This is a genomic window from Paenibacillus sp. OK076, from assembly GCF_900110055.1.
Lineage (GTDB): Bacteria > Bacillota > Bacilli > Paenibacillales > Paenibacillaceae > Paenibacillus.
Genome location: NZ_FOCH01000002.1, coordinates 97182 through 118648 on the forward strand (window position 1 = coordinate 97182; position 21467 = coordinate 118648).

The 21467-nt window shown below is 43.1% G+C and carries 19 protein-coding genes; 12 read left to right on the forward strand and 7 right to left on the reverse strand.

Features of this window, described 5'->3' with window-relative positions; all coding sequences use genetic code 11:
• Window positions 1-71: 71 nt before the first annotated feature.
• Both BMY78_RS19355 and BMY78_RS19360 read right to left on the reverse strand, forming a co-directional pair.
• On the reverse strand, window positions 72-617 hold the full coding sequence (locus BMY78_RS19355) for a DUF6199 family natural product biosynthesis protein (RefSeq protein ID WP_090902749.1): 546 nt from the start codon (window positions 615-617) through the stop codon (window positions 72-74).
• A gap of 158 nt (window positions 618-775) precedes the next feature.
• On the reverse strand, window positions 776-1402 hold the full coding sequence (locus BMY78_RS19360; protein ID WP_090902751.1) for a hypothetical protein: 627 nt from the start codon (window positions 1400-1402) through the stop codon (window positions 776-778).
• A gap of 515 nt (window positions 1403-1917) precedes the next feature.
• Between BMY78_RS19360 and BMY78_RS19365 the strand changes: the two genes are divergently transcribed.
• Window positions 1918-4041 (forward strand): 5'-nucleotidase C-terminal domain-containing protein, encoded by a 2124-nt coding sequence (locus tag BMY78_RS19365; RefSeq protein ID WP_090902753.1) that lies wholly within the window; start codon window positions 1918-1920, stop codon window positions 4039-4041.
• A gap of 273 nt (window positions 4042-4314) precedes the next feature.
• On the forward strand, window positions 4315-4662 hold the full coding sequence (locus BMY78_RS19370; protein WP_090902755.1) for a transporter: 348 nt from the start codon (window positions 4315-4317) through the stop codon (window positions 4660-4662).
• Window positions 4663-4922: 260 nt separating this feature from the next.
• Here the strand turns inward: BMY78_RS19370 and BMY78_RS32590 are convergent, their stop codons facing one another.
• Window positions 4923-5072: a hypothetical protein gene (locus BMY78_RS32590; RefSeq protein WP_177185811.1), complete on the reverse strand. Its 150-nt coding sequence runs from the start codon at window positions 5070-5072 to the stop codon at window positions 4923-4925.
• Window positions 5073-5231: 159 nt separating this feature from the next.
• On the opposite strand from BMY78_RS32590, the gene BMY78_RS19375 reads away from it, so the two are divergent.
• From BMY78_RS19375 to BMY78_RS19410, 8 genes are all read left to right on the forward strand, one after another.
• Complete coding sequence (locus BMY78_RS19375) at window positions 5232-5798, forward strand: TetR/AcrR family transcriptional regulator (protein ID WP_090902757.1); 567 nt, start codon at window positions 5232-5234, stop codon at window positions 5796-5798.
• 129 nt (window positions 5799-5927) lie between these two features.
• The gene (locus tag BMY78_RS19380) at window positions 5928-7049 is read left to right on the forward strand and encodes an ABC transporter permease (protein WP_090902759.1); all 1122 of its coding nucleotides are present in this window, start codon (window positions 5928-5930) and stop codon (window positions 7047-7049) included.
• Window positions 7049-7726: an ABC transporter ATP-binding protein gene (locus tag BMY78_RS19385; RefSeq protein WP_090902761.1), complete on the forward strand. Its 678-nt coding sequence runs from the start codon at window positions 7049-7051 to the stop codon at window positions 7724-7726. The genes BMY78_RS19380 and BMY78_RS19385 overlap by 1 nt, the downstream gene beginning before the upstream one ends.
• Before the next feature lie 226 nt (window positions 7727-7952).
• Complete coding sequence (locus tag BMY78_RS19390) at window positions 7953-8486, forward strand: YceI family protein (RefSeq protein WP_090902762.1); 534 nt, start codon at window positions 7953-7955, stop codon at window positions 8484-8486.
• A gap of 233 nt (window positions 8487-8719) precedes the next feature.
• Window positions 8720-9817 (forward strand): bifunctional glycosyltransferase family 2/GtrA family protein, encoded by a 1098-nt coding sequence (locus BMY78_RS19395; RefSeq protein WP_090902764.1) that lies wholly within the window; start codon window positions 8720-8722, stop codon window positions 9815-9817.
• Window positions 9817-12108 (forward strand): glycosyltransferase family 2 protein, encoded by a 2292-nt coding sequence (locus tag BMY78_RS19400; RefSeq protein ID WP_177185812.1) that lies wholly within the window; start codon window positions 9817-9819, stop codon window positions 12106-12108. The genes BMY78_RS19395 and BMY78_RS19400 overlap by 1 nt, the downstream gene beginning before the upstream one ends.
• Window positions 12109-12119: 11 nt before the next feature.
• Window positions 12120-13973, forward strand: a complete 1854-nt coding sequence (locus BMY78_RS19405) for a hypothetical protein (RefSeq protein WP_090902768.1) — start codon at window positions 12120-12122, stop codon at window positions 13971-13973.
• Window positions 13974-14106: 133 nt separating this feature from the next.
• Window positions 14107-14607, forward strand: a complete 501-nt coding sequence (locus BMY78_RS19410; RefSeq protein WP_090902770.1) for a GNAT family N-acetyltransferase — start codon at window positions 14107-14109, stop codon at window positions 14605-14607.
• A 97-nt stretch (window positions 14608-14704) separates the two neighbouring features.
• On the opposite strand, the gene BMY78_RS19415 is transcribed toward BMY78_RS19410, so the two are convergent.
• Both BMY78_RS19415 and BMY78_RS19420 read right to left on the reverse strand, forming a co-directional pair.
• Window positions 14705-15466 (reverse strand): SDR family oxidoreductase, encoded by a 762-nt coding sequence (locus BMY78_RS19415; protein ID WP_090902772.1) that lies wholly within the window; start codon window positions 15464-15466, stop codon window positions 14705-14707.
• 16 nt (window positions 15467-15482) lie between these two features.
• A complete protein-coding gene (locus BMY78_RS19420; protein ID WP_090902774.1) occupies window positions 15483-15869 on the reverse strand; it encodes a MerR family transcriptional regulator in 387 nt (128 codons plus the stop codon).
• Between the two features lie 241 nt (window positions 15870-16110).
• On the opposite strand from BMY78_RS19420, the gene BMY78_RS19425 reads away from it, so the two are divergent.
• Window positions 16111-17250, forward strand: coding sequence for a 5-methyltetrahydropteroyltriglutamate--homocysteine S-methyltransferase (locus tag BMY78_RS19425; protein WP_090902776.1), 1140 nt, complete (start codon window positions 16111-16113; stop codon window positions 17248-17250).
• 271 nt (window positions 17251-17521) lie between these two features.
• On the forward strand, window positions 17522-18781 hold the full coding sequence (locus BMY78_RS19430; protein ID WP_090902778.1) for a sensor histidine kinase: 1260 nt from the start codon (window positions 17522-17524) through the stop codon (window positions 18779-18781).
• A 110-nt stretch (window positions 18782-18891) separates the two neighbouring features.
• Here BMY78_RS19430 and BMY78_RS19435 read toward each other — a convergent pair whose 3' ends face one another.
• Complete coding sequence (locus tag BMY78_RS19435; RefSeq protein ID WP_256222225.1) at window positions 18892-19755, reverse strand: hypothetical protein; 864 nt, start codon at window positions 19753-19755, stop codon at window positions 18892-18894.
• 145 nt (window positions 19756-19900) lie between these two features.
• The gene (locus BMY78_RS19440; RefSeq protein WP_371129173.1) at window positions 19901-21361 is read right to left on the reverse strand and encodes a hypothetical protein; all 1461 of its coding nucleotides are present in this window, start codon (window positions 21359-21361) and stop codon (window positions 19901-19903) included.
• Between the last annotated feature and the right edge of the window lie 106 nt (window positions 21362-21467).

The window sequence follows — 21467 nt, forward strand, 5'->3', positions numbered from 1 at the left end:
ACTACGTTTATCGTAATAACTGCCTGCATCCAGTTGAGCAGCGTTCTTTAGTATTAAATATAATGACAATACTAATCACTATAATTTGTTTGAAACCAATTTTTTAACTCTTCACTCATTATCTTATACTCCATCTCGGGAGCCTTCGAATGCAATTCGATTCCTCCAGATGGTCCGAAAATAACGATGTCTAGGCTCGTTTCATCTGTAAATGTAATTTTCCCAGCATTGTTCGATCCAACAACATCACCTGCATCAAAAGGTCTAAGTTCTGCATCTTGTATCATTTGGATAACCGTATTTTTTTCTTCCTCGCTTAATATGGTGGGATTAATCATGCCGATACTGATTTCTTTTACTTGCCCTGTATCAAGTTTTTCTTTAAATTGTTCTGCCCATTTGCTGTCCGCTCCGCTTCCTGTGGAGCAACTTGAAACGATTAGTATAAAACCGACAATCACTAAGACAATACCTAAGATCCGTCCAGCATTTAATGCTAAGTCACTTGGCTCCGCATCTTTAAAGTTCCATCCCAGTCGTAAATACCAAGCAAAGTAAGGCCAAATCGCCATAATTAATCCTATTATTAAGACTAAAACACCTATAATTCCTGTCAAACTATCACATCCTGTATATGTTAATTAGTCTATTTAATACGAAAAATACTCGTTAAAGTTCCTTGTATGTAAATATCCCTCGCTACATGTAAGTAATCTATCAACTTCCTTGGGGAAACAAAAAAAGAGCCGCACATCATGCGGCTCTCGATCTAAATTTAGCGCCCGCCCGTATTGGAAGCCCAAACAGGAATCCAACTGTTAGGATAATAGTCATTGGTCAGGGTTGTGTTATAGAGAACTAAATTCCCATCACTTTGCATGACCAGTGTATCACCTGTTGTGTTAGCCGGTAAGCTGCTCCCGTGATGACCTGGAATCCATGAGGTGGTATTGGGAGACCAAGCAGCTATCTGTACAGAAGTATCAATCATCAAAACTTTATCCCATCCCCAACCAGTGTAATATTCGAATTTACCTGTAGCCGGGTTGAAACCATAACGATAACCATATTGGTAAACATCTTGATATTTCATGCCATATTTATAGATGACAGGTTTCCCGTATTGTGGTTCAAATTTGAACGAAAGAGCCCCACTGTTACTGGTACCGCTACTCCAAAGAGAAGAACCATTCTGATAGATAACGAAATTCCCGTCATTCTGCCAAATGGCTGAGAACCTGCCATCTTGGGAGGTGAGATAGTCACCCTTGGCCATACTTTGGCCGATCGTGAGCTTATCTCCAATATAGCCAGCAGAAGCAGTTGCTGGTACGGCAAATGCAAGAATCAACAAGCAAGCCATAAGAATTCGAAAAGATCTGGGGAAAAGTTGTCTGTTCATTGGACACGCTCCTATGTTCTTTATAATGGTTAACGCTAGCCCCAATTGGTGGAAGACGGGAACGAAGATCTAAAATGCTCCCAACGGTCACCTCCTTTTAAAGAAAGTGTGAAAATTTTTGATACATATTATGTAATGGAATGTGTGCTTTTTAGGAGATGGAAGCTAAGTGTTCTTTAGTAGAGGAGTCGCATCATCAGGCGAGAATACATACTTTATTTTCCATTATAGCAACAAAAAATATAAAATCCATATTTTTCTATATAAAATTCTGAATCTATCACTCATGTCCATTGTGTCATAACCTCTTGTCTCCTGAACTAGATTAAACCTAGCATTCGCGTCAATAAAATGAAGCCAACACTAATTTTGGTGCAGCTCGAGATACAGGTTTGCATCTCCTCTATCAATCTTCTAAATTTTTTACATCCATTTTATATTTTTTATGATTTTTATGAATTGAACTATGGTAAAATATTTCAGGATCGAAAATTGGAGAGGGGTTTTGTTAATTCATGTATTGGAAAAAAGTTTTGGGCCAAAGCACAATTCGTGTGGCAACTGCTGCACTATTACTCACCCAACTATTGGGCGCAGCAGGTTCTGTCTCTGCCGCAGGCAACGATGTAGAAGTACACTTAATTGGTATCAATGACTTCCACGGTCAGTTAGATACCACATCGATCGTTAGTGATAAAAAGGCAGGAACGGCTCCAATTCTAGCAACCTACTTAAAAGAAGCACAAGCAAAATATGAACATTCCCTTCTCTTCCATAATGGAGACTCTGTGGGTGCATCTGCTCCAGTCTCATCTCTCGATCGGGACGAGCCTACCATGGAATGGATGAATATGATGGGCTTCGATGTAGCATCTCTGGGCAATCATGAATTCGACCAAGGTATCGCTGCTTTGAAGGCACAAATCTTCGGTGGTCTTGATCCAAAAGAAGGCAAAGTAACTCATGCGGGTGCTAAATTTGATTACGTCAATGCAAACGTCATTGAAACTGCCACTGGCAAAACATTGATTAAACCCTATGTTATTAAAGAAGTGGGCGGAGTCAAAATTGGATTCATCGGGTTAGTGACGAAATCCACACCTGCCAAAGTATCCCCATCTGGGACAGCTGGCGTGCGTTTCCTAAGTGCAGAAGAAGAAGTTGAAGCCGTTAATAAATATGCAAAAGAGTTGCAAGATCAAGGTGTAGAAACGATCATCGTTTTGGCGCATGATCCAGCAACAACCAAAGAAGGCGTAACCACTGGAGAAGCGGCTGATTTGGCAAAAGCTTTGCCAGCAGATTCCCCTGTTGACGTTATCGTCGCAGGTGACAACCATGCTTTAGCTAACGGTGAAGTGAATGGAAAATTGATCGTTCAAGCGTATTCTTATGGTACGGCATTTGAAGATATTAAATTGATGATTGACCCTGCTACTGGGGATGTAACTGAGAAATCAGCTAGCGTTACAACGACTTTCCAAGAGGGTGTAAAAGAAGACCCTGAATCTTTAGCTATTATTAAAAAATCATTAGACAAGCATCCTGAGCTGACGAAGCCAGTAGGTACAACGGATGGTTCTGTTACCCGTACAGATGCTTATAATAACGAAGCCGCTCTTGGCAACCTCATTGCAGATTCAATGCGTCATGCAGATTTTGGAGATAAGGCAAGCGCTGCTGACTTTGCATTTATGAATCCAGGTGGTATTCGTGCGGATCTGCCAAAAGGCGATGTGACCTTTGCTGATCTTGCTAAAATCCAACCGTTTGGTAACACTCTAGTGAAACTGGAGCTGACTGGCGAACAAATTAAAACCTTGTTGCAGCAACAATGGGGTACCAACGCTGACGGTACACCAAACACCAAAACTCTACAGATCTCTGGCTTGAAATATACTGCCGATTTCAATAAGCCAGTGGCAGAACGTGTTACTGGTCTCACTCTTGAAGATGGCACACCTGTTGATCCTGCAAAAACATATACGGCTGTAGTTAACAACTTTATGGCTGCAGGTGGAGATAACTATAAAGTGCTAGTAGATGCTAAATCATCCTTGGCTGGTCCTATCGATCTGGATGTATTCTACCAGTACATTGTAGATACGTATAAAGGCGCTGACATTGTGGCTAAAACGGAAGGACGTATCACGAATCTAGCTGCATCTACAGAGGAAACAGAAACACCTGTAAGCACAGAATTCATTTCCCGTGCTGAATTTGTAAGTGCTCTTGTAGACCTGTTGAAACTGAACGAAGTAGCGACAGCACCTGCATTCAAGGATGTTGCTGCTAACGCTGCATATGCAGATGCAATTGCTGAAGCGACTCATGCTGGATTCATTCAAGGCTACGGTGGTAACTTTAATCCTGATCGTGATATCACACGTGAAGAAGCGGCTACCATTCTTGCTAAATTGGTAAAAGACCAATCCTCTGATAAAAATGCAGCTACAATCATTGCAGGCTTTGAAGATGGCAAAACCGTTTCTACCTATGCGGTAAAATCGATGGCAAAACTGATTGACAAAGGTATTCTTAGTGCAGCAGAGAAGAACCTGCTTCAACCTAAACAAGGTCTTTCTGCTAACGATGCCAAAGCTTTAATTCAAAAAGCTGTTGCAGCAAAAGCTTCATAATGTAGAACTGATTCAAACCTTATATTAAAACAGGAAAACACATCCTATTGGGTAAATAAGCTTTCCAGGTGAAAGCTATATCCCAATTTAGGATGTGTTTTTTATGTTTACATGCAGTAGATTTTAACTTGGCTGAGCAAGCCGAAATGGACTATCTAGCTGCTCGCCAGCAGTTTATGGACGTGTTTGGCGTTTTTTTTTACATTTGCCCAGTCGCCCTTTCCGCGAATGCATATGATGATTATGCCTACTCATTGAAAGGAGCGATCACATATGGGATTTTTTCCAATGCCGGGGCCTGGTGGAGGGTTTCCAGGTGGACCAGTCGGACCGGGAGGGCCGAGTTTTCCAGGGGGTGCACCCGGAGGCGTTCAACCGCCGACGGCTCCTCCACCGCAGTTCATACCACAAATGCAGACCGCCACATATGCTATCGACCCTGGCGGGATCAGACGCTGCATGTTCCGCAACACATACATTTGGCTGAACAATGGCGAGCAATTCTGGTTCTTCCCGGTATTCGTCGGGCGTAATTCTGTTGCAGGGTTCAGATGGTTCGGTTTCTTCTGGGGATACTTCGGTATTGATTTGAATCGGATTAGCTCGTTCACATGCTTTTAAGACAGACTTCGAAAGAGAACAGCCTGGGGGCTGTTCTCTTTGTTGTGTAACGTATCATAAATAAAGTATGGGAACCATGTTATAACACAACATGGCTCGCCTGGCGAATTGCTTATCCTGTTACTTATGGAAAAGTCGAGTTTCCATCACAGGGGAAAGTTTTTTCTTGGGAGAAACGCAGCCATACGATCGAAGTTAGCTTGGTTCTATGGAATAAAGAAACAACACGTTATGCGCTATGCACCCGTGTTGTTTCGTTGTTAGATGGAGTTCATGAATGTCGCAGGAAAAACATTTTGAAGCCAACCGTTACGAATTTTATAGTCAAGTGGAATGACTGCAGCATACACGATGCGAACGAGCACTTCGTCCACTTGCGGTTGAGGGCGTTCAACGATGGCTCCCTTCAAAATGTTTGGGCCACTTGTTTTGGGAAATGCTCATAAACATATGCTAAACTGATAATAAATAAGAGCAGAGATAGGACTCATTTTAAATTTACAATATCAAACTATTAGGTGAAGATAGCTAATAAAACAGATCTTAAATGATAAAAAGGAAGAGATTCAATGGGAAGAAAACAATCTTTTACGGAGACAGAGCTACTTGATACGACAAAAAAATTAGTGCTTGAGCATGGATACGACGGTTTTCATCTCAAGTTGCTCTCACAGCATCTGTCAGGAGCCCGAAGCACTATTTATCAATATTACTCTAATAAAGAAGAGATCGTGGCTGCTTGTATGAAGCGCGTAATGGTAACGGTATTAGAAAATGCGTTAGCTATTGATGAGACTGATCCTATGGACGCTCTCGAACAGTTACTTCTCGTTTACGTAGAAGAATCTACACTTCATCAACTTCTGGGAAATGCCAGTAAAATTAATACTACTAATTCTTCGGCGGCAGCAAGAGATCTTGAATATATTGAGGAAGCACATACGACTCTTAAAATTCAATTATCACGATTGTTTGAACGCGCACAACAGGATAAAAGCTTGCGACAAGATATGCCACTTCCTGTACTTATTAGTGTTTTTTTTAACTTGATTGATACGCCAAATATGCTGAATATCCCTGCACCTGATTGGGGGAAGCTGTTGTTTCAAATGTGGATCGGAGGAGCCAAGAGCTAACATCGGTCTTGGATTTAATTTGACACTAGTGTCATTTATATTGTTTAATGAAGTAGCTAGCAAAGTGTAATAGCCGCTTAAATATGACACAAGTGTCAGAAAAATAAAGGCAAGGAGTTGGGAATAGGAATGTTTTTAGCTATGAAGGAATTGATGCATAGTAAAACAAGGTTTTTAATGATCATCATCATTTTTGTACTAATAGCTTGGTTGGTATTTATCTTATCCGGTTTGGGAAATGGTTTATCTACGTTAGCTGCGTCAACATTCAAGACGATGAAGGCGGATTATGTCATTTTTGAAGAAGGGTCGCAGTCATCAATGAGCAAGTCGCTACTATCGGATCAATTAATGGCGGAAGTGGAGCTGCTACCAAATGTGAGTGCTGCCACACCTATGGGAAGCACGATGGCAACGGCGTTGAAGGAACAAAGCATCAAAAATGAGGAGAAGTTGGATATTGCGATTATAGGCATCAACCCAGGCAGCTTCTTGGAACCTGCTGTCGTGGAAGGGGAAAGTCTATCCTCTGCGAACCCTACTGGTGTCGTGGTGAATTCGACCATGAAGGATGAGGGCTATAACATTGGTGATACTTTTCAATTAGATGGCACGACAGAATCATTGACAATTATCGGATTTGTCGAGAATCAGACATATAACCATGTAGCGTCGGTATTTACTCCGATGGCTGAATGGCGAAAGATCACCTTTGCGGCCCCGGGTTCGGATAAGGGAGTTGCAGGGCCCGTTAATGCAATTATGTTACAAGGCAAGGATATCGATCCAAACGTAATGAATAACATGCTAACAAGTACGGACACGGTGACTAGAACGGCAGCAGTTCAAGGAATGCCAGGGTACAAAGAAGAGAATGGTACGATTTTAATGATGCTTGCATTTCTGCTCGCTATCTCCGCCTTCGTGCTTGGGGTATTCTTTTATGTAATGACGATGCAGAAGACTAACCAGTTCGGCATTATGAAAGCGATAGGCGCTAGTAACCGATTTTTGAGCAAATCCATTGTATCTCAAGTGTTTGTGCTTTCGCTGACCAGTATTGTCGTTGGAATCTTGCTTACTTATGGGACAGCAGCCATTATGCCTAAGGGCATGCCATTCAAGCTGGAAACCAGTCTTGTCGTCACGTATTCTGTTATCTTGCTGATTATCGCTATGTTAAGTTCGATGATATCTGTTCGAAAGATTACAAAGATTGATCCCCTCAAGGCGCTCGGGAGGGTTGAATAATGACTAAGGGATTGCAAATGAGTAAAGTCACAAAGTATTATGCCGAAGGAAGCAATCGGATCGCAGCACTTGATCATGTGTCCATTTCAGTGGAGCCGGGTGAATTTGTGGCTGTAGTTGGACCGTCGGGTTCTGGTAAAAGTACGTTTTTGTCTATTGCTGGAGCGCTACTTCAAGCCTCAGAAGGAGAAGTTAAGCTAAATGGACATCATATTTCTACACTTACTGCCAAAGAGCTGGCGAATGTAAGGCTACAAGAAATCGGATTTATTATGCAATCCTCGAATTTGGTTCCTTATCTAAATGTTCTGGATCAATTGCTCATCATAAAAAGGATGTCGGGAAAGGTTGAAAGGGAGGATAAGGTTTTCGCCACGAAGTTGCTGGAAGAGCTGGGTCTGGGCTCGAAGTTGAGAAGCTTCCCAGAGGAGCTATCGGGTGGTGAGAAGCAGCGGACAGCGATTGCTCGTGCTCTAATTAATAATCCCAACATCATCTTGGCGGATGAGCCGACAGCAAGTTTGGATACCAAACGTGCCCATGAAGTGGTCAGTCTCATCGCCCAAGAGGTGAATTCACGTCAGAAAGCAGCGATTATGGTTACTCATGATGAACGTATGCTTGAATATTGCGACAAGGTATACCGGATGGAAGATGGAAAATTGTCTTTGCAGTAGGGAATAGGGCGGCGTATTCGTATCCAGCAGGAAATGTAAAGGTAGAGGGGCCTGAGTCAGTCCGACATCAGATTTACGAGGAAATTATAAAATGCTGGAATGCAAAAACGCTACTGACATTACGTTGTCAGTAGCGTTTTTATATATTAACGGTATGCGAATAACGCAGTGTTTTGGAGATAGGGTAACCTTTCTCATAATATGATTATCGAGGTGGAATTTATTTATGAACAGTATCCAATGGGAAGTAGATCCTGATCACAGCTCCGTCGAGTTTTCGGTGGCGCATTTAATGATCAATAAAATCAAAGGTGTATTCGAGCAATTCGAAGCGGTTTTAAGTTTTGACCCCAACGATGTAACAACCCTGGGTATTCGGGCTTCCATCGACGCAAATAGTGTCACTACTCGCCAGCGGCAACGCGATGAACACCTGAGGAGCGAAGAATTCTTTGATGCCGCCAACTATCCAGCGATTACGTTTCAAAGCACCAACTGCGTTCTTACTGGCGAACGGCAATATGAACTTGCAGGCAATCTAACGCTCCATGGCGTAACAAAACCTATCACTTTTCATACCGTTTTTGAAGGGTTTAATAAAGACCCTCGTGGCCGGGAACGTGCAGGATTTCATTCGAATGCCAGTATCGATCGTAATGAATTTGGTTTGAGCTTCAACTCGCCTCTGGAAACGGGCGGAATTGTCGTTGGAAATGAAGTAAACATCGAGCTTTATATCGAGGCAATTCGAATAGATTAGCATGGTTACATGATACCTGAACATCCACTCGCCCATAATCGTGGCGAGTTTTTCGTTGTGTATACCACAGTCCTATTCCTAGTATTTTTTGCCTATACACTAATGCGAATGTGTATACAACTTTTTTACCAAAATATATACAGTTTGTTCGTTTACTGTCTACTCTTTCGATGTTATACTCTCAGTATTCAAAAAGAATTTGTGAAAATATGTCGAATTGAGGCTTAACTAGGATGATTATAGATAAAAGTGAAGACGGCAAAACGATCATCCTTATTCCATCGCTTGAGCCAGATGAGAGACTTCTAGCCTATGTACGGCAATTGCGAGAATATGGCTTGACTAATATTGTCATTGTGGACGATGGGTCTGGTGAAGCGTATCAGTCGATTTTCGAAGAGCTGAGTGTGAACGGGTGTGTTTTGCTGCGGCATGTGGAAAATCTGGGAAAGGGTGCTGCACTTAAGACTGGGTTTAAGTATATCGGAGAGCAGTTCGATGCGTCTTCTTACGTCGTCACAGCGGATTCAGATGGGCAGCATGCAGCCGAGGATGTTTACAGACTTGCGAAAGAAGCCAGACAGCATCCTGATGCATTGGTTCTCGGGGTAAGGAACTTCAGCGAGGGAGGCATACCGCCGAAATCTTTGCTGGGTAATCGGATGACGTCCTTTATTTTTGCTATGCTTTACGGCAAAAAACTGTCAGATACCCAAACCGGGCTTCGAGCCTTTGGCCCCGGGCTGCTGGCTTTCATGCAAGATGTTCGCGGCACTCGTTTCGAATACGAGCTGCAGATGCTCATCTCATGTATTCAATCCGGTATACCGATTCATACCATGCCGATTCAAGTTATCTATGAGAATGGAAATGCAGGGACACACTTTAAAGCGATTCAGGACAGCGCTCGGGTAATGGGTGTACTGTTCTCTAACTTCCTGCGGTTTATTTCCTCTTCCGTGGCGAGTTCGGTCGTCGATTTGGGAATTGCGTGGTTTTTGATCGACTTTTTGCGGCCCATGTTGGGTCAGCAGGATTATCTAAGAATTCTGCTCGCAACCGTGATTGCGAGAATTATTTCGATTGTCGTTAACTATGTACTGAATAGGCACTTTGTATTCCGCAAAGAGGATAGTCAGGGCAGTCTATGGCGCTATTTGACGTTGTGCGGATTCGTGATTGTGCTTTCCAGTACGGGGGTATATTTGTTCCATACGATTTTCTTCGTGGATGAAAAAATTGCGAAATTTGTCTGTGATGCCTTGCTGTTCCTGCTCAGTTTTCAATTGCAGCGAAGATGGGTATTTGCAGCAAGGAGGAAGCAGCTGTAGTGCAAAACGAAAAAAGGCAGAATATTTTCTTTGTCATCACCATGATCCTGATGTCCATTTATTTGCTATGGCGGATGTTCTTTACCCTGCCATGGGGGGAAGGCGTACTGAACGTCATCTTCGGCATTCTGCTCATTGTGGCTGAGATGGTAACCGTACTGACCACTTTTGAATTGTTTTTTCAAAAGATGCAAAAGGAACGTACGCAACTCGACTTCCCCATCGTCCCTCCCGAATATTACCCGGATGTGGATGTGTTCATTGCCACCCATAATGAGCCGGTCGATCTGTTGTATAAAACCGTCAATGCCTGTACGTTCATGGATTATCCGGACAAGCAGAAGGTTCACATCTATCTGTGTGATGATGGAGCACGACCTGAGGTGGAGGAGCTTGCGAAGCAGTTTGGCGTTGGATATCTGGGTTTCCCCGGCAACAAGCATGCCAAATCAGGGAACCTGAATAATGCCCTGAGCAAAACCACTTCTCCACTCATTGCAACCTTTGATGCAGACATGATCCCGCAGCACACCTTCTTGATGAAAACCATACCGTATTTCCTGCTCTCCACATTTATAGAAGAGAACGGGCAATGGCGGCTTCGCCGTGAGGATGAAATGGACAAGAAGTTCAAGCTGGGGCTCGTACAGACCCCTCAAAGCTTCTACAATCCGGATCTGTTCCAGTTTAACCTGTATGCGGAGCAAGGCATTCCGAATGAGCAGGATTTCTTCTCCAGAGAAGTGAACATCCTGCGTAATGCCTCCAATGCAGTAGCCTATACGGGAAGTAATACGATCATTTCCCGTCAAGGCATGGAAGATATCGGCGGTTTCCCGCTGAACACGATCACTGAGGACTTTGAGACAAGCATCCGCTTACAGCAGGAAGGCTATATTACCTATGCGACTCAAGAGGTTCAAGCTGCCGGGCAGACGACAACAACAGTTCCGAGCATGATTAAGCAGCGAATTCGCTGGGCAAGAGGTATTATCCAGAGTCTGCAGAATACGCGTGCTCCTTTATCCGAAAAGCTTCCTTTCTGGACGAGAGTAACCTATTTAAGCAGTTTCTTATACTGGTGGTCCTTCTTTAACCGGTTGATTTTCATTTTGGCACCCATTTTGTTTGCACTATTCGATTTTAAGATTGTAAACACAACCTTCTGGCAAATCTTAATATTCTGGCTTCCGTCCTATTTCTTCTACAGTCTATCGATGCGTTATCTGTCGAGCAATATTCGGAATCAGCGCTGGAGTCAGGTTATTGATACGATATTTATGCCTTATCTGATATGGCCGGTTCTCCTTGAAACGTTGGGTATCCGCGAGAAAAAATTCAAGGTTACGAACAAAAGCAGAGCGAAAGGCCGGAAATGGATGTCTGCTCTGTTATACGCACTTCCGCATATCTTTTTGCTTTTGCTTTCGATTGCGGCTGTGATTCGGTACGTTAATGGCAAGTATGGCATCGCGCTGTTCTTCAGCAGTATCATTATTTTCTGGCTCGTTCATAATATGATTGCGCTGTGTTATGCTCTGTTCTTCATGATCGGCCGTCGTGCGTATCGGGAGACAGAGCGGATTCGGGCACAGGAAGATGTCACGATCCACGATCAGGACACGAATCTGCGCTATGAGGCCAAGACAGTAGATGTATCCGAACAAGGTATTGCCTTTTATGTCCCGTATCCCATTTATCTACCTGAACAGAAGACGATCTCTCTGGTCGTAAAATCCGAGCGGTACGAGGCCAATCTCAATGCGGTCATCGTTTATGTGAAGCAGGATGGGGAAGGCTGGCGTTATTCCGCGACGGTTCAGCCGATTGATGAGACGGATAACCGTCAATACATGCAAATTATCTACGACCGTAAACACTCGTTGCCAGAGCAGATGAATCTGTGGGATACGGCATACGACGATATGCTTCGCAATGTGAAAAAACGTATTGTTCAACCTAGATCGGATCAGCGAAAAATGCCGAGGCTTTCTCTTCAGCTTCCAATTCATTTCACCAATAATGCGGGCTGTACGCTGCGCAGCTTCAATTATCGTTTCTTTTCCGCTACGGGTCTCCATGGTGACATTACGGCAGGAGCGATCGTTACTTTTTATACGAAGAGTAATATTGAAGTCATTTTGCAGCATACAGGGAGAACAACAGCCAATCGTCACGAAGTGCTTCTCTCGGTGGAGAATATGGATGATATCGTGGAGCGCGGTTTGATAGATCAATTGCTGAGTGATTTGACCCATCCACATGCCGATCGTTTCACCAGAGAGGGTTAGGAGAGATAGATATGCTGTATATGCTTCAATTTGTGATGGGAGTTTTATTGATATTCTCCTTTATTGGTTACATGCAGTTTGTTCGAAAGGCACTATCTATACGTTGGGAGTTCATCCCTGTATTTGTGTTTTCCTCCATAGCATGTATTGTCTTTCTTAGCGGCTTGGTAGGTCAGCTCTACGTTGGCAGCCTTATCCTGCTTCTCGTCGGATTACTATTGTATGGGAGAATGGTGTTTCTCGGAATGCGCCGAGGGGCATCCTTTCGCATTTCTTTTTCCTTATTCCAATTTTCATTCCTGGCAGGCGCGTTCATTTTCTTGCTGGTCCTCTTCCAAAATCAATTGACGCACTACGATAATTTTTCCCACTGGGCGATTGTTTTGAAGCAGATGCTCAGCACAGATGCTTTTCCGACACCGGATTCGAATCTAATTGATTTTAAAAATTATCCACTAGGGACCTCGTCGTTTATTTATTACGTCTGTCGCTTCATGGGGCATGACCAGTCCGTGATGCTTCTGGCACAAGGTTTGCTGATCTTTTCCTGTTTTTACGCCATGTTTGGCATCGTTTCCGAGAAGAAACGTTTTCTGCTGTATGCATTTCTCGGACTTGGGTTATCTACACTGTCTTTCTTCAACCTTACGATTCGGATTACCAACCTGCTCGTGGATTTCTTGCTTCCGATCTATGCGCTCGCTATCCTGGCGGTGATATATCAATATCGTCATGACATCAAGCGAGCATGTATAATCATGCTCCCACTTGCAGGTGTGCTGACAGTCATTAAAAGTATAGGCATTATTTTTGCAGCTATCGGCCTGATTTTCCTGGTGTATACATGGCTTAAACACAGACAAAAGTCCAGTTGGAAAGATGCACTCCCCGTAGTGGGCACCATCTGCGGTACATTGATTCCATACTTCGGCTGGAGCTGGCGGATGGCAACGGTGTTTCAGGGTGTCGATAACAAATTCGATGTGGCCACTTCCGGGATTCAATCCGGCAAAACGGCGGAGCAGATGCATGAGATTCTCTGGCTGTTCTTAAAATCGAGTACGGATATTACGACCCGGCCGGTCATCGGTATAGTCATTTTCCAGCTTGTAGCGATTGCGGCTTCGATATTTGCCTATGTGGTGCTCAAGAAGAAGTGGAATTTGTGGAAAGCACTGATTGCGCTGGATGTTGTATTGTTGCTGTATTATGCAGGCATTCTGGCGTTGTATCTCTTCTCCATGCCGCTGGATGAGGCCGTCAGACTGGCAGGATTCGAGCGTTATGCGTCGAGTATCGTGGTGCTGTTCGCAGGTGGCCTGGTGCTGTGCGCTGCAATTGACCTGGAGCGTTCATTCCATTATCGGATTGGTGAGGTGCCTGATTATCAAGCTTTCAAGACGGTCAAGACGAAGGGGCATTATCAAAAAGGAATTATTGGCTGTATGGCGATTGCGGCGACCATTCTTTTATCGGAATACAACGGGATTGTCTCGATTGCCAGAACCTACGATACGACGCTCCCTTACAAAATCCATGCGGTTACCGGTGATCGCTGGTATAAAGATGGTCAGGAGGACAACAACAGATATCTGTTCTACGCCTCGGACAGGGACCAGCAGGTCACGAATTACTACATGCAGTATGTCGGGAAGTATTTCTTGTATGCTCCGCATGTGGACGGGATCGTGCTGTTCTATGAGGATAATATGGATAATCTCCTGAGCGGATACGATTATCTGGTCGTCGTGGAGACGGATCGTAACGCAAAGTGGTTGCTGAAAAAGCACTATGGCATTGACATGAAGGAAGGTATCTACAAGATTACCCGTTCCGGAGAACAGATCATTCTTACGCTGACTTGAGATCATTAGATTGGATTCTGATTAGGTCAAAATTCTTGGTATAATGTAAATAGCCTGAAAATGAAGGGACTGAACTATGCGCAGATATCAATATCTTAAACCTAACTATTAAATCCTAATGGAGGTAAAAGAATTGATTACAGAGTTACACACAGAACGTTTACAATTGAGAAAAATGAAGGTGTCGGATTCTTCGAGCTTGTTCACCGTTTGGTCTGATCCTGATGTTACTAAATTTATGAATGTTAGTTGTTTTACTGACGTAGAGCAAGCGAAAGAAATGATCAAACTTCTGGATGATCTCTCTCAAGATCGTAAGGCTATTCGTTTCTCCATAATAAAAAAAGAGTCCAACGAAATTATAGGTTCTTGCGGTTATAATTCTTTGGATTTTGACAACTTAAAAGCAGAAATTGGATATGATATTGCTAAATCATCGTGGGGAAGAGGATATGCTTCAGAGGCGGTCTCTACTTTGGTAGATCATGCATTCTCATCTTTAAAACTGAACCGAGTCGAAGCCAAGGTTGATCCCGAAAATGTGAATTCGATAAAGCTCTTACAAAAGCTCCGTTTCACATTAGAAGGAACATTTAACGATCTCCATATGTATTCAAGGTTAGTAGATGCATGAGTTTTATATAAAATTTAAAGAGGCCGTTCCGTAGCTGGAATGGCCTCTTTATTAATATACAGCGAAACGGGTGAGTCGCACGTGTCTCGTAGGCGAGTTATTCAATTAGACTTTTCGTTGCGTTATACATAGTTTCTGCGTATTCATCGACTTCATCTCGGGACATGCGCAAACGAGCGATAGAGGTACCATAGCCAATTTCCTTATGACCCTCCTGTAATCCTTCGAAAATTCCATCTGCAAAGGCATCCAATGGTTCTCCATGCGTATGCAATCCTGCTCCACCCAGATCTGTACTTACTGCAGGAGGAGCAACTTCAATGACCTCTACAGACGTATCCGAAAGCTGGTGTCTCAGGCTGATTGTAAAGGAGTGAAGTGCGGCTTTGGTTGCTGAGTATATCGGAGCAATGGCAAACGGTGTAAAGGCTAATCCGGAGGTCACGTTAATCATTGTGGCTTCTTCTTTGGTTGAAAGGTAAGGAGCGAACAGCATGGACAGATGAAAAGGAGCTTCAATATTCGTTGTAATTTCTTTGGCAAAATAACTCCAATCATTCTTCGCATCCGCTGTCAGCATATTAAAACGTTGTTGGATACCAGCATTGTTGACTAACACATTCACTTTCGGATAGTTTGTGGTTACCCAATCAAACAACGCTACCCGCTCGGATTCAATATTCAGATCATTCACATACGTAATAAGGCCCGGGTGTGTTTCTTTTGCGTTTTGAAGTACAGCTTCACGTCGTCCAGTAACAATAACTGTATTTCCAGCTCTTAAGAAGCGTTCTGCAAATGCTAATCCGATCCCGGAGCTTCCGCCAGTAATAAGTACTGTATTTCCCGAAAGTTTCATTATAGTATCTCTCCTCTTAGGTATCTTTTTCTTCGTTTCTTTCCTGTATTTGACGGGTGTAACGTGTAATTTTAAAATCAATGCCCTTTAGGGATTCCTGCATCAACAAAATTTCATCCAGTACTGCTTGCTTGTGATTTTGCATCATTTCAAGCCTGTCCTCGAGCGTACAGTTCCCTTCGATGATCCAGTCCATATATTGCTTAATCTGACTAATGGGCATATGCGTGTTTTTTAAACAAACAAGGGTTTCCAATAAGGCCATCTGAACTTCTGAAAATAATCTCCTGCCAGCATCATCACGTTCAATCAAGGGTAGAAGTCCTTTTTTCTCATAAAAACGTAACGTTGAATCTGGAATATTCAATTGGGCTGATGCTTCGCTAATGGAAAAATACTTCATGTTGGAGACCTCCAAATAGGTGTTAACTCTGTCGACAGGAATAGCATACGACTTAAACTATGGTTTAAGTCAATAAGGTAAATAAATTTATCTTTTGGATGGAAGAGACCTCATGGGTAAAGGAAAGTTGGATTCAGCTATAGCTTATAACTATAACCTGCTATAGCTCTTTCATAGAACAGTAAATCCGATCGGATATGTTATATTTAATCTTATAATTAATTTACGGGGAGATTAAAATATGAGCATTCAAACCAAACCTAAACAGCGGACCGTCACTCCATTTCGATATGATATTGTAGGCAGTTTCTTGCGCCCAAGCGCGTTGAAAGAGGCCAGAGCGAAATACCAAAACGGTGAAATGACTTCTGGGCAACTAGAGGAAGTAGAAAACGCTGAAATTGTGAAGCTCGTGCAAAAACAAAAAGAAGTTGGCCTTCAAGCTGTAACCGACGGGGAATTCCGTCGTTCTTGGTGGCATCTGGACTTCTTCTGGGGACTTGACGGTGTTGACCGGACTATCATTGATCAAGGTTACGAGTTTAACGGTGCCAAATCCAGACCCGAAACAGCACGTCTGACCGGCAAAGTAAGCTTCAGCAGCCATCCGTTCGTTTCGCATTATGCATTCTTAAAAGGTGTTGCTGGCGATGACGTCGTTGCGCGTCAATCCATTCCTGCTGCTGCACAGTTCCTGTTTGAATTGGACCGGGCAGAAAATAAGGAAAGTACGGAAGCCATCTACCCGAACCGGGAAGAGCTGCTTTCGGATATTGCCAAAGCGTACAAAGAGGCGATTCTGGCTTTGTATGACGCGGGCTGCCGCAGCGTTCAAATTGACGATTGCACGTGGGGTGCACTTTGCGACCAGCAGTTCATGGCATTCATGGAGCAGATTGGCGTTAATGTGGCCGATTATGCAAACGAACTTGCGAAATTGAACGAGCAAGTTGTATCCGGTTTGCCGGAGGACCTCGTAGTAACGACACATGTATGCCGTGGGAATTACGTATCAACATATGCAGGTGTTGGTGGAGGTTATGAGCCGATCGCCCAAACGCTCCTGAACATTGATAACTACTCCGGCTACTATCTGGAGTTTGATACCGAACGGGCAGGCGATTTCAAGCCACTTCGATTCCTGAAAGACAACCAACAGGTTGTGCTTGGTTTGTTCTCTTCCAAATTTGGTGAGCTTGAAAGCAAGGAAGATATTCTGAAGCGTATCGAAGAAGCGAAGCAATATGTTGATCTGGATCGGATTTGCCTGAGCCCGCAATGCGGATTCGCTTCCACGGAAGAAGGCAACCATCTGACAGAAGAGCAGCAATGGCAGAAGCTTGCTTTTATCAAAGAAATTGCTGAAGAGATCTGGAAATAATTCGTAAGCTAAAAGCATTTTTTACCCGAGAGTAGCCGTACGGGCAGTGATCCGTACGGCTACTTGGCATTCCGAGCCTTGCCTTAGTTTGACCAATGTTGGCCTTTATGGTGTTGGGAATCGTTTATTTCAAATTTTCATATTGTATAGCAAGTTAAATGAGATACAATGCTATTATAGATATGGGCATCCAGTTGGATGCCTTTAAATATAGGAAAGAAAAGAGCTAATACATACCGAGGTGTCGACATTAATTTAAAGTGGTGAGCGGATGAAAGAATTGTACAGTCAGGTGAACCGAAAAACATATTATATTTCCATGTTAACGCTCATTGCTCTTATGTTATCTGGACTAATCCTATCGACGACAGAATTAAGCGGAATTACCGTGGGATATGTTATCCATTTTTTGTGTGTGGCTATTCTAGCGGTTTGTTTGTTGATCTACCCCAAGCATGAAACCTATGTTTTCAGAAAGATCATCATCCTGTTTGCCTTTGCTTATTTCTATAACCTGTTCTTCTTATATCCAGAGACCTGGACTACGTACATTCTCATTTGCCTGATTCCCTCACTTGCCATTCTGTTCTTTGATTTAAAATTGTTTTATTTCTCCATCATTATGAATGGAGTTTTAATTTTGCTCACGTTTGGCTACATCATCCTGATTGATCAAGGCAATATATATGCGTACTTACATCATGATATCCTGGGGAACCTCATTAATATTATAGCGAGCCAGATACTATTATTTCTTATTTTCCATTTGTCCTTTAGTCGTATGAAAAAGCAGCAGCTTTATCATGAGCAATTACAACAATCGGAGCGACTGAAGATGATAGCCCATTTGACGGCGGCTGTGGCGCATGAGATTAGAAATCCAGTCACCGTTGTTCGAGGTTTTTTGCAGTTATACAGAGAAGATCCTGCATTTGATGATCCAGTCAAAAACAAGTTCAAATTAATGATTGATGAATTAAATACTGTTGAACAGATTACCTCTCAGTTTCTAACCCTTTCCAAGCCTAATCGAGATCAGAAGCCAGAAAAGGTGGATGTGAAGGATGCTCTTCAGAGCGTAACAGGGCTGGTCCGTTCCTATGCGATGTTATCTGATAATCAGATGCATATCGAGGCAGAGGAGGGTTGCTTCATTTTTATTAATCCAATTGAGTTTAAGCAGCTGCTGATGAATTTAATTAAAAACGCTTTGGAAGCCTCGAATATGGGTACTCCCGTCACTGTAATAGCCAAACGAAATCAACATTATATCGAGATCAAAATCATGGATGAAGGAAGCGGAATGTCAGAGGATGAGGTGAAATCGCTTGGGATGCCGTTTTATTCATTAAAAAGTAATGGTACCGGATTAGGATTAATGATCTGCTTTAATATTGTAGAAAAATATGACGGGGAAATTCATTATGACAGTAAGAAAGGTGTAGGAACAACCGTTACGATTCGCTTTTTGGCGACGGATGGGGCTTTTTTTGTTGAATGTGGTCAAGTGGCTGACATTAAATTCAAATAGGAGAAAAATGGTGTAAAGCATGACATCACTGAGAATCAATTATAGGCATATACAGCATGCTTATCTTGATTCTCAGTGGCATGCTTATCACTCATGTTGGTGAATCTTCTCTATATTCCATTGGATTTCGGCATTACCAAAGTTCGCATAAATGCTTCTATATTGTTTGTCAGAAAATCGCTATTTTCTAAGCCAGCATGGGCAATCATGTTCTTGATATCTTCGACAAACTCAGACAAGCTGGAAGTAGAGGCTTTTTCGAATCTGTTCTCCCCAGCGATATTCCCGGTCGATTTGGCTACGTCCTCTTTGTATTCCTTCAACCAGTCCTGGTTAGTCGATACATTTTTGGCGAAGCTCTGCAGGATGCTGTTCCAGTCTTTTCCGTTCACAATTGCATCCTGGAGCTTGTCCAGCGTTTTCGGTTCAAATTTCTTCATCATATAAGTTAGATCGATATAATCATCTGGAGCCCCAACAGGTCTCTGAGGAGGAGTCTCGTAATGGATTTCTTTCGTCTCAGGGTCTATCGTTCTGGTTGTGGAGATGGCGGCGATTTGACCAATCGTATTCATGAATTCCGTCGCTTGATCCCCTTTCATATAGTTATCCGCGATATACTTTGCTTGAGTGAGACCCAATTCCAGCAATGCTGATCTGTCCTCTTCCCCGGTTACGTTAGTAATGAAATTGGATTGAATGATGCCATAGACAGCTTCCTTCACCTCTGAGGGTTGATCTGTGAGGAGGCGATTTAAGGAATCATTGATTTGAACGGTTCCAAAATATGTAGCGGCATGATTTACAATATCGGATGCTGCTAACTGTCTGGAAGCCTGACTGATCTCCACTGTGTCGTTGTTATGTGACAGTCCGGGTATCGTTCCTGTGACCAAAGATGGCTTATCCGCCTGCTGTCTCGAGTTGATCTTGGCATTGAAGTCAAGCTGGGGCGAGCTTTGAATTTTCATCATGAACACACTCCTGTTCGTTTTGATATATTCCAAATATTCTCTTCTCATCATAGTATCGGAATAATATTCCATATTTTTAATATGATTGGACAAAAAAAGCAACAGGCATGTTGACGAATCGCCCATTGCTTCTTCTCGTTCTGTTTTAACCTCCGTAAATACTGTAGGCAAAGTGATACACAATATCCGTATCATTTGCACTCGGACGACTCGTTACCCTCGCCAGCACACCACAAATATCATAGTAGTGCGTGAAGCTTATGGCTCCCGGCAAGTATTGACTTATGCTCCCGGTTGAAGGAGGAAGGGACAACGTAGCAGTGAATTGACCGCTGCTGTTTGTCATCACCTTGGCGCTCCGAAATCTGTTGTTGCTGCCTTCGGACCAATAATCATTCTCCCAAATGACTTCTACTTCCGCATTGGCCACCGCATAGTTATCTGAAGTTGCCGCAACGCCAGTCACCGTAAAACTGGTTCCCGTTATCCGGTAGTAGCGACCATAGGCATATGTGGGGTAGTCATTCGGACCACCATTGGAATTATAACCTGTAATCACGACTTTATCGGCTCGTAACACGGGCTGGAGGTGTAATAAATAGTTGTTATCCGAATAATTACTTGTGGTATACACCCGCAAATAATATGTGCCCGTGCCTAGAGACACATTGCCGTTGGCGGAGGGCATTAATGCCATTCGATTGTTGCTTAATGCACCATACAATTCAGCTTTATAGCCATTACCTACAGAGGCTTGATCCAGATCGATACGCATGGCGTCATAATTTCTGCTTTCGGGAACCGTGATCTTATACCAATCCTGATCGACCTCCGAATTAATGGAGCGGCTTGAAAGAGTAGAGCCACCAGTTGCCACCGTGAAAGGATAAGCATGAAGCGCATTCTCATCCGTCTCGTACGAATCATAGGTTGAGCTAGTTGAGACGGTTAGCGTGAATGGTTCATTGATGCTGCCTCCAACTGCGCCGTAGGCTTCAATGAAGTAGGCTTTGGAACTGGCCGTGCTATTTTTCGTGCCGACATTTTCAGACAAGGTTCTTGATCCATTTCCGTAGTTATTCAGATACGTGCCATATATTGAATAGTCAATTGGAGTTGGGTTCAATTCCCCAGTGGACATGTCAAATTCGTAGAGATATAGATCGTAATCTAGCTGCGCCGAAGCAGGATTATCCATTTGTACTTGCAGTATGCTCCCCGGTTGTACATAGATAGGGTATAAAAAGCTGGACGTACCTTCTTGTTGGATGTAGCCCGTGTATGTATTAGTCTCTGCTGTGGCTGTAGCGATAACCGATTGCGGAGCCGAAATGAGTCCCTTTTGTAATTCTGAAGACGCGGTAGCCGATTCCAAATTTACAGATGCCTTTACCCGATGCTTTTTCAGTTTGGACGAATCCAACTCAGAAGCATCCTTGGTAAGTTCGGGTATCATTTCCCCACTTGGCTGCAGTATCTGTTCTGTGACATGGGCATCAGGGTGAACTCCCGATTCGGCCATGCCATCGTCTGCAAACGCTTGAAAGGCGAAGGCAAAACTGAGAAATAAATTCACGACGACAACCATTGAAAGCGTCTTTTTCAAGTATAAAATCTCCTCTCGAATACAATAAAATTTTGCTACAATTGTATAATATACCAGTTATGAAGGTTTGTTAAGAGGTTATTATATGATGTTTCGAAGTTTATTT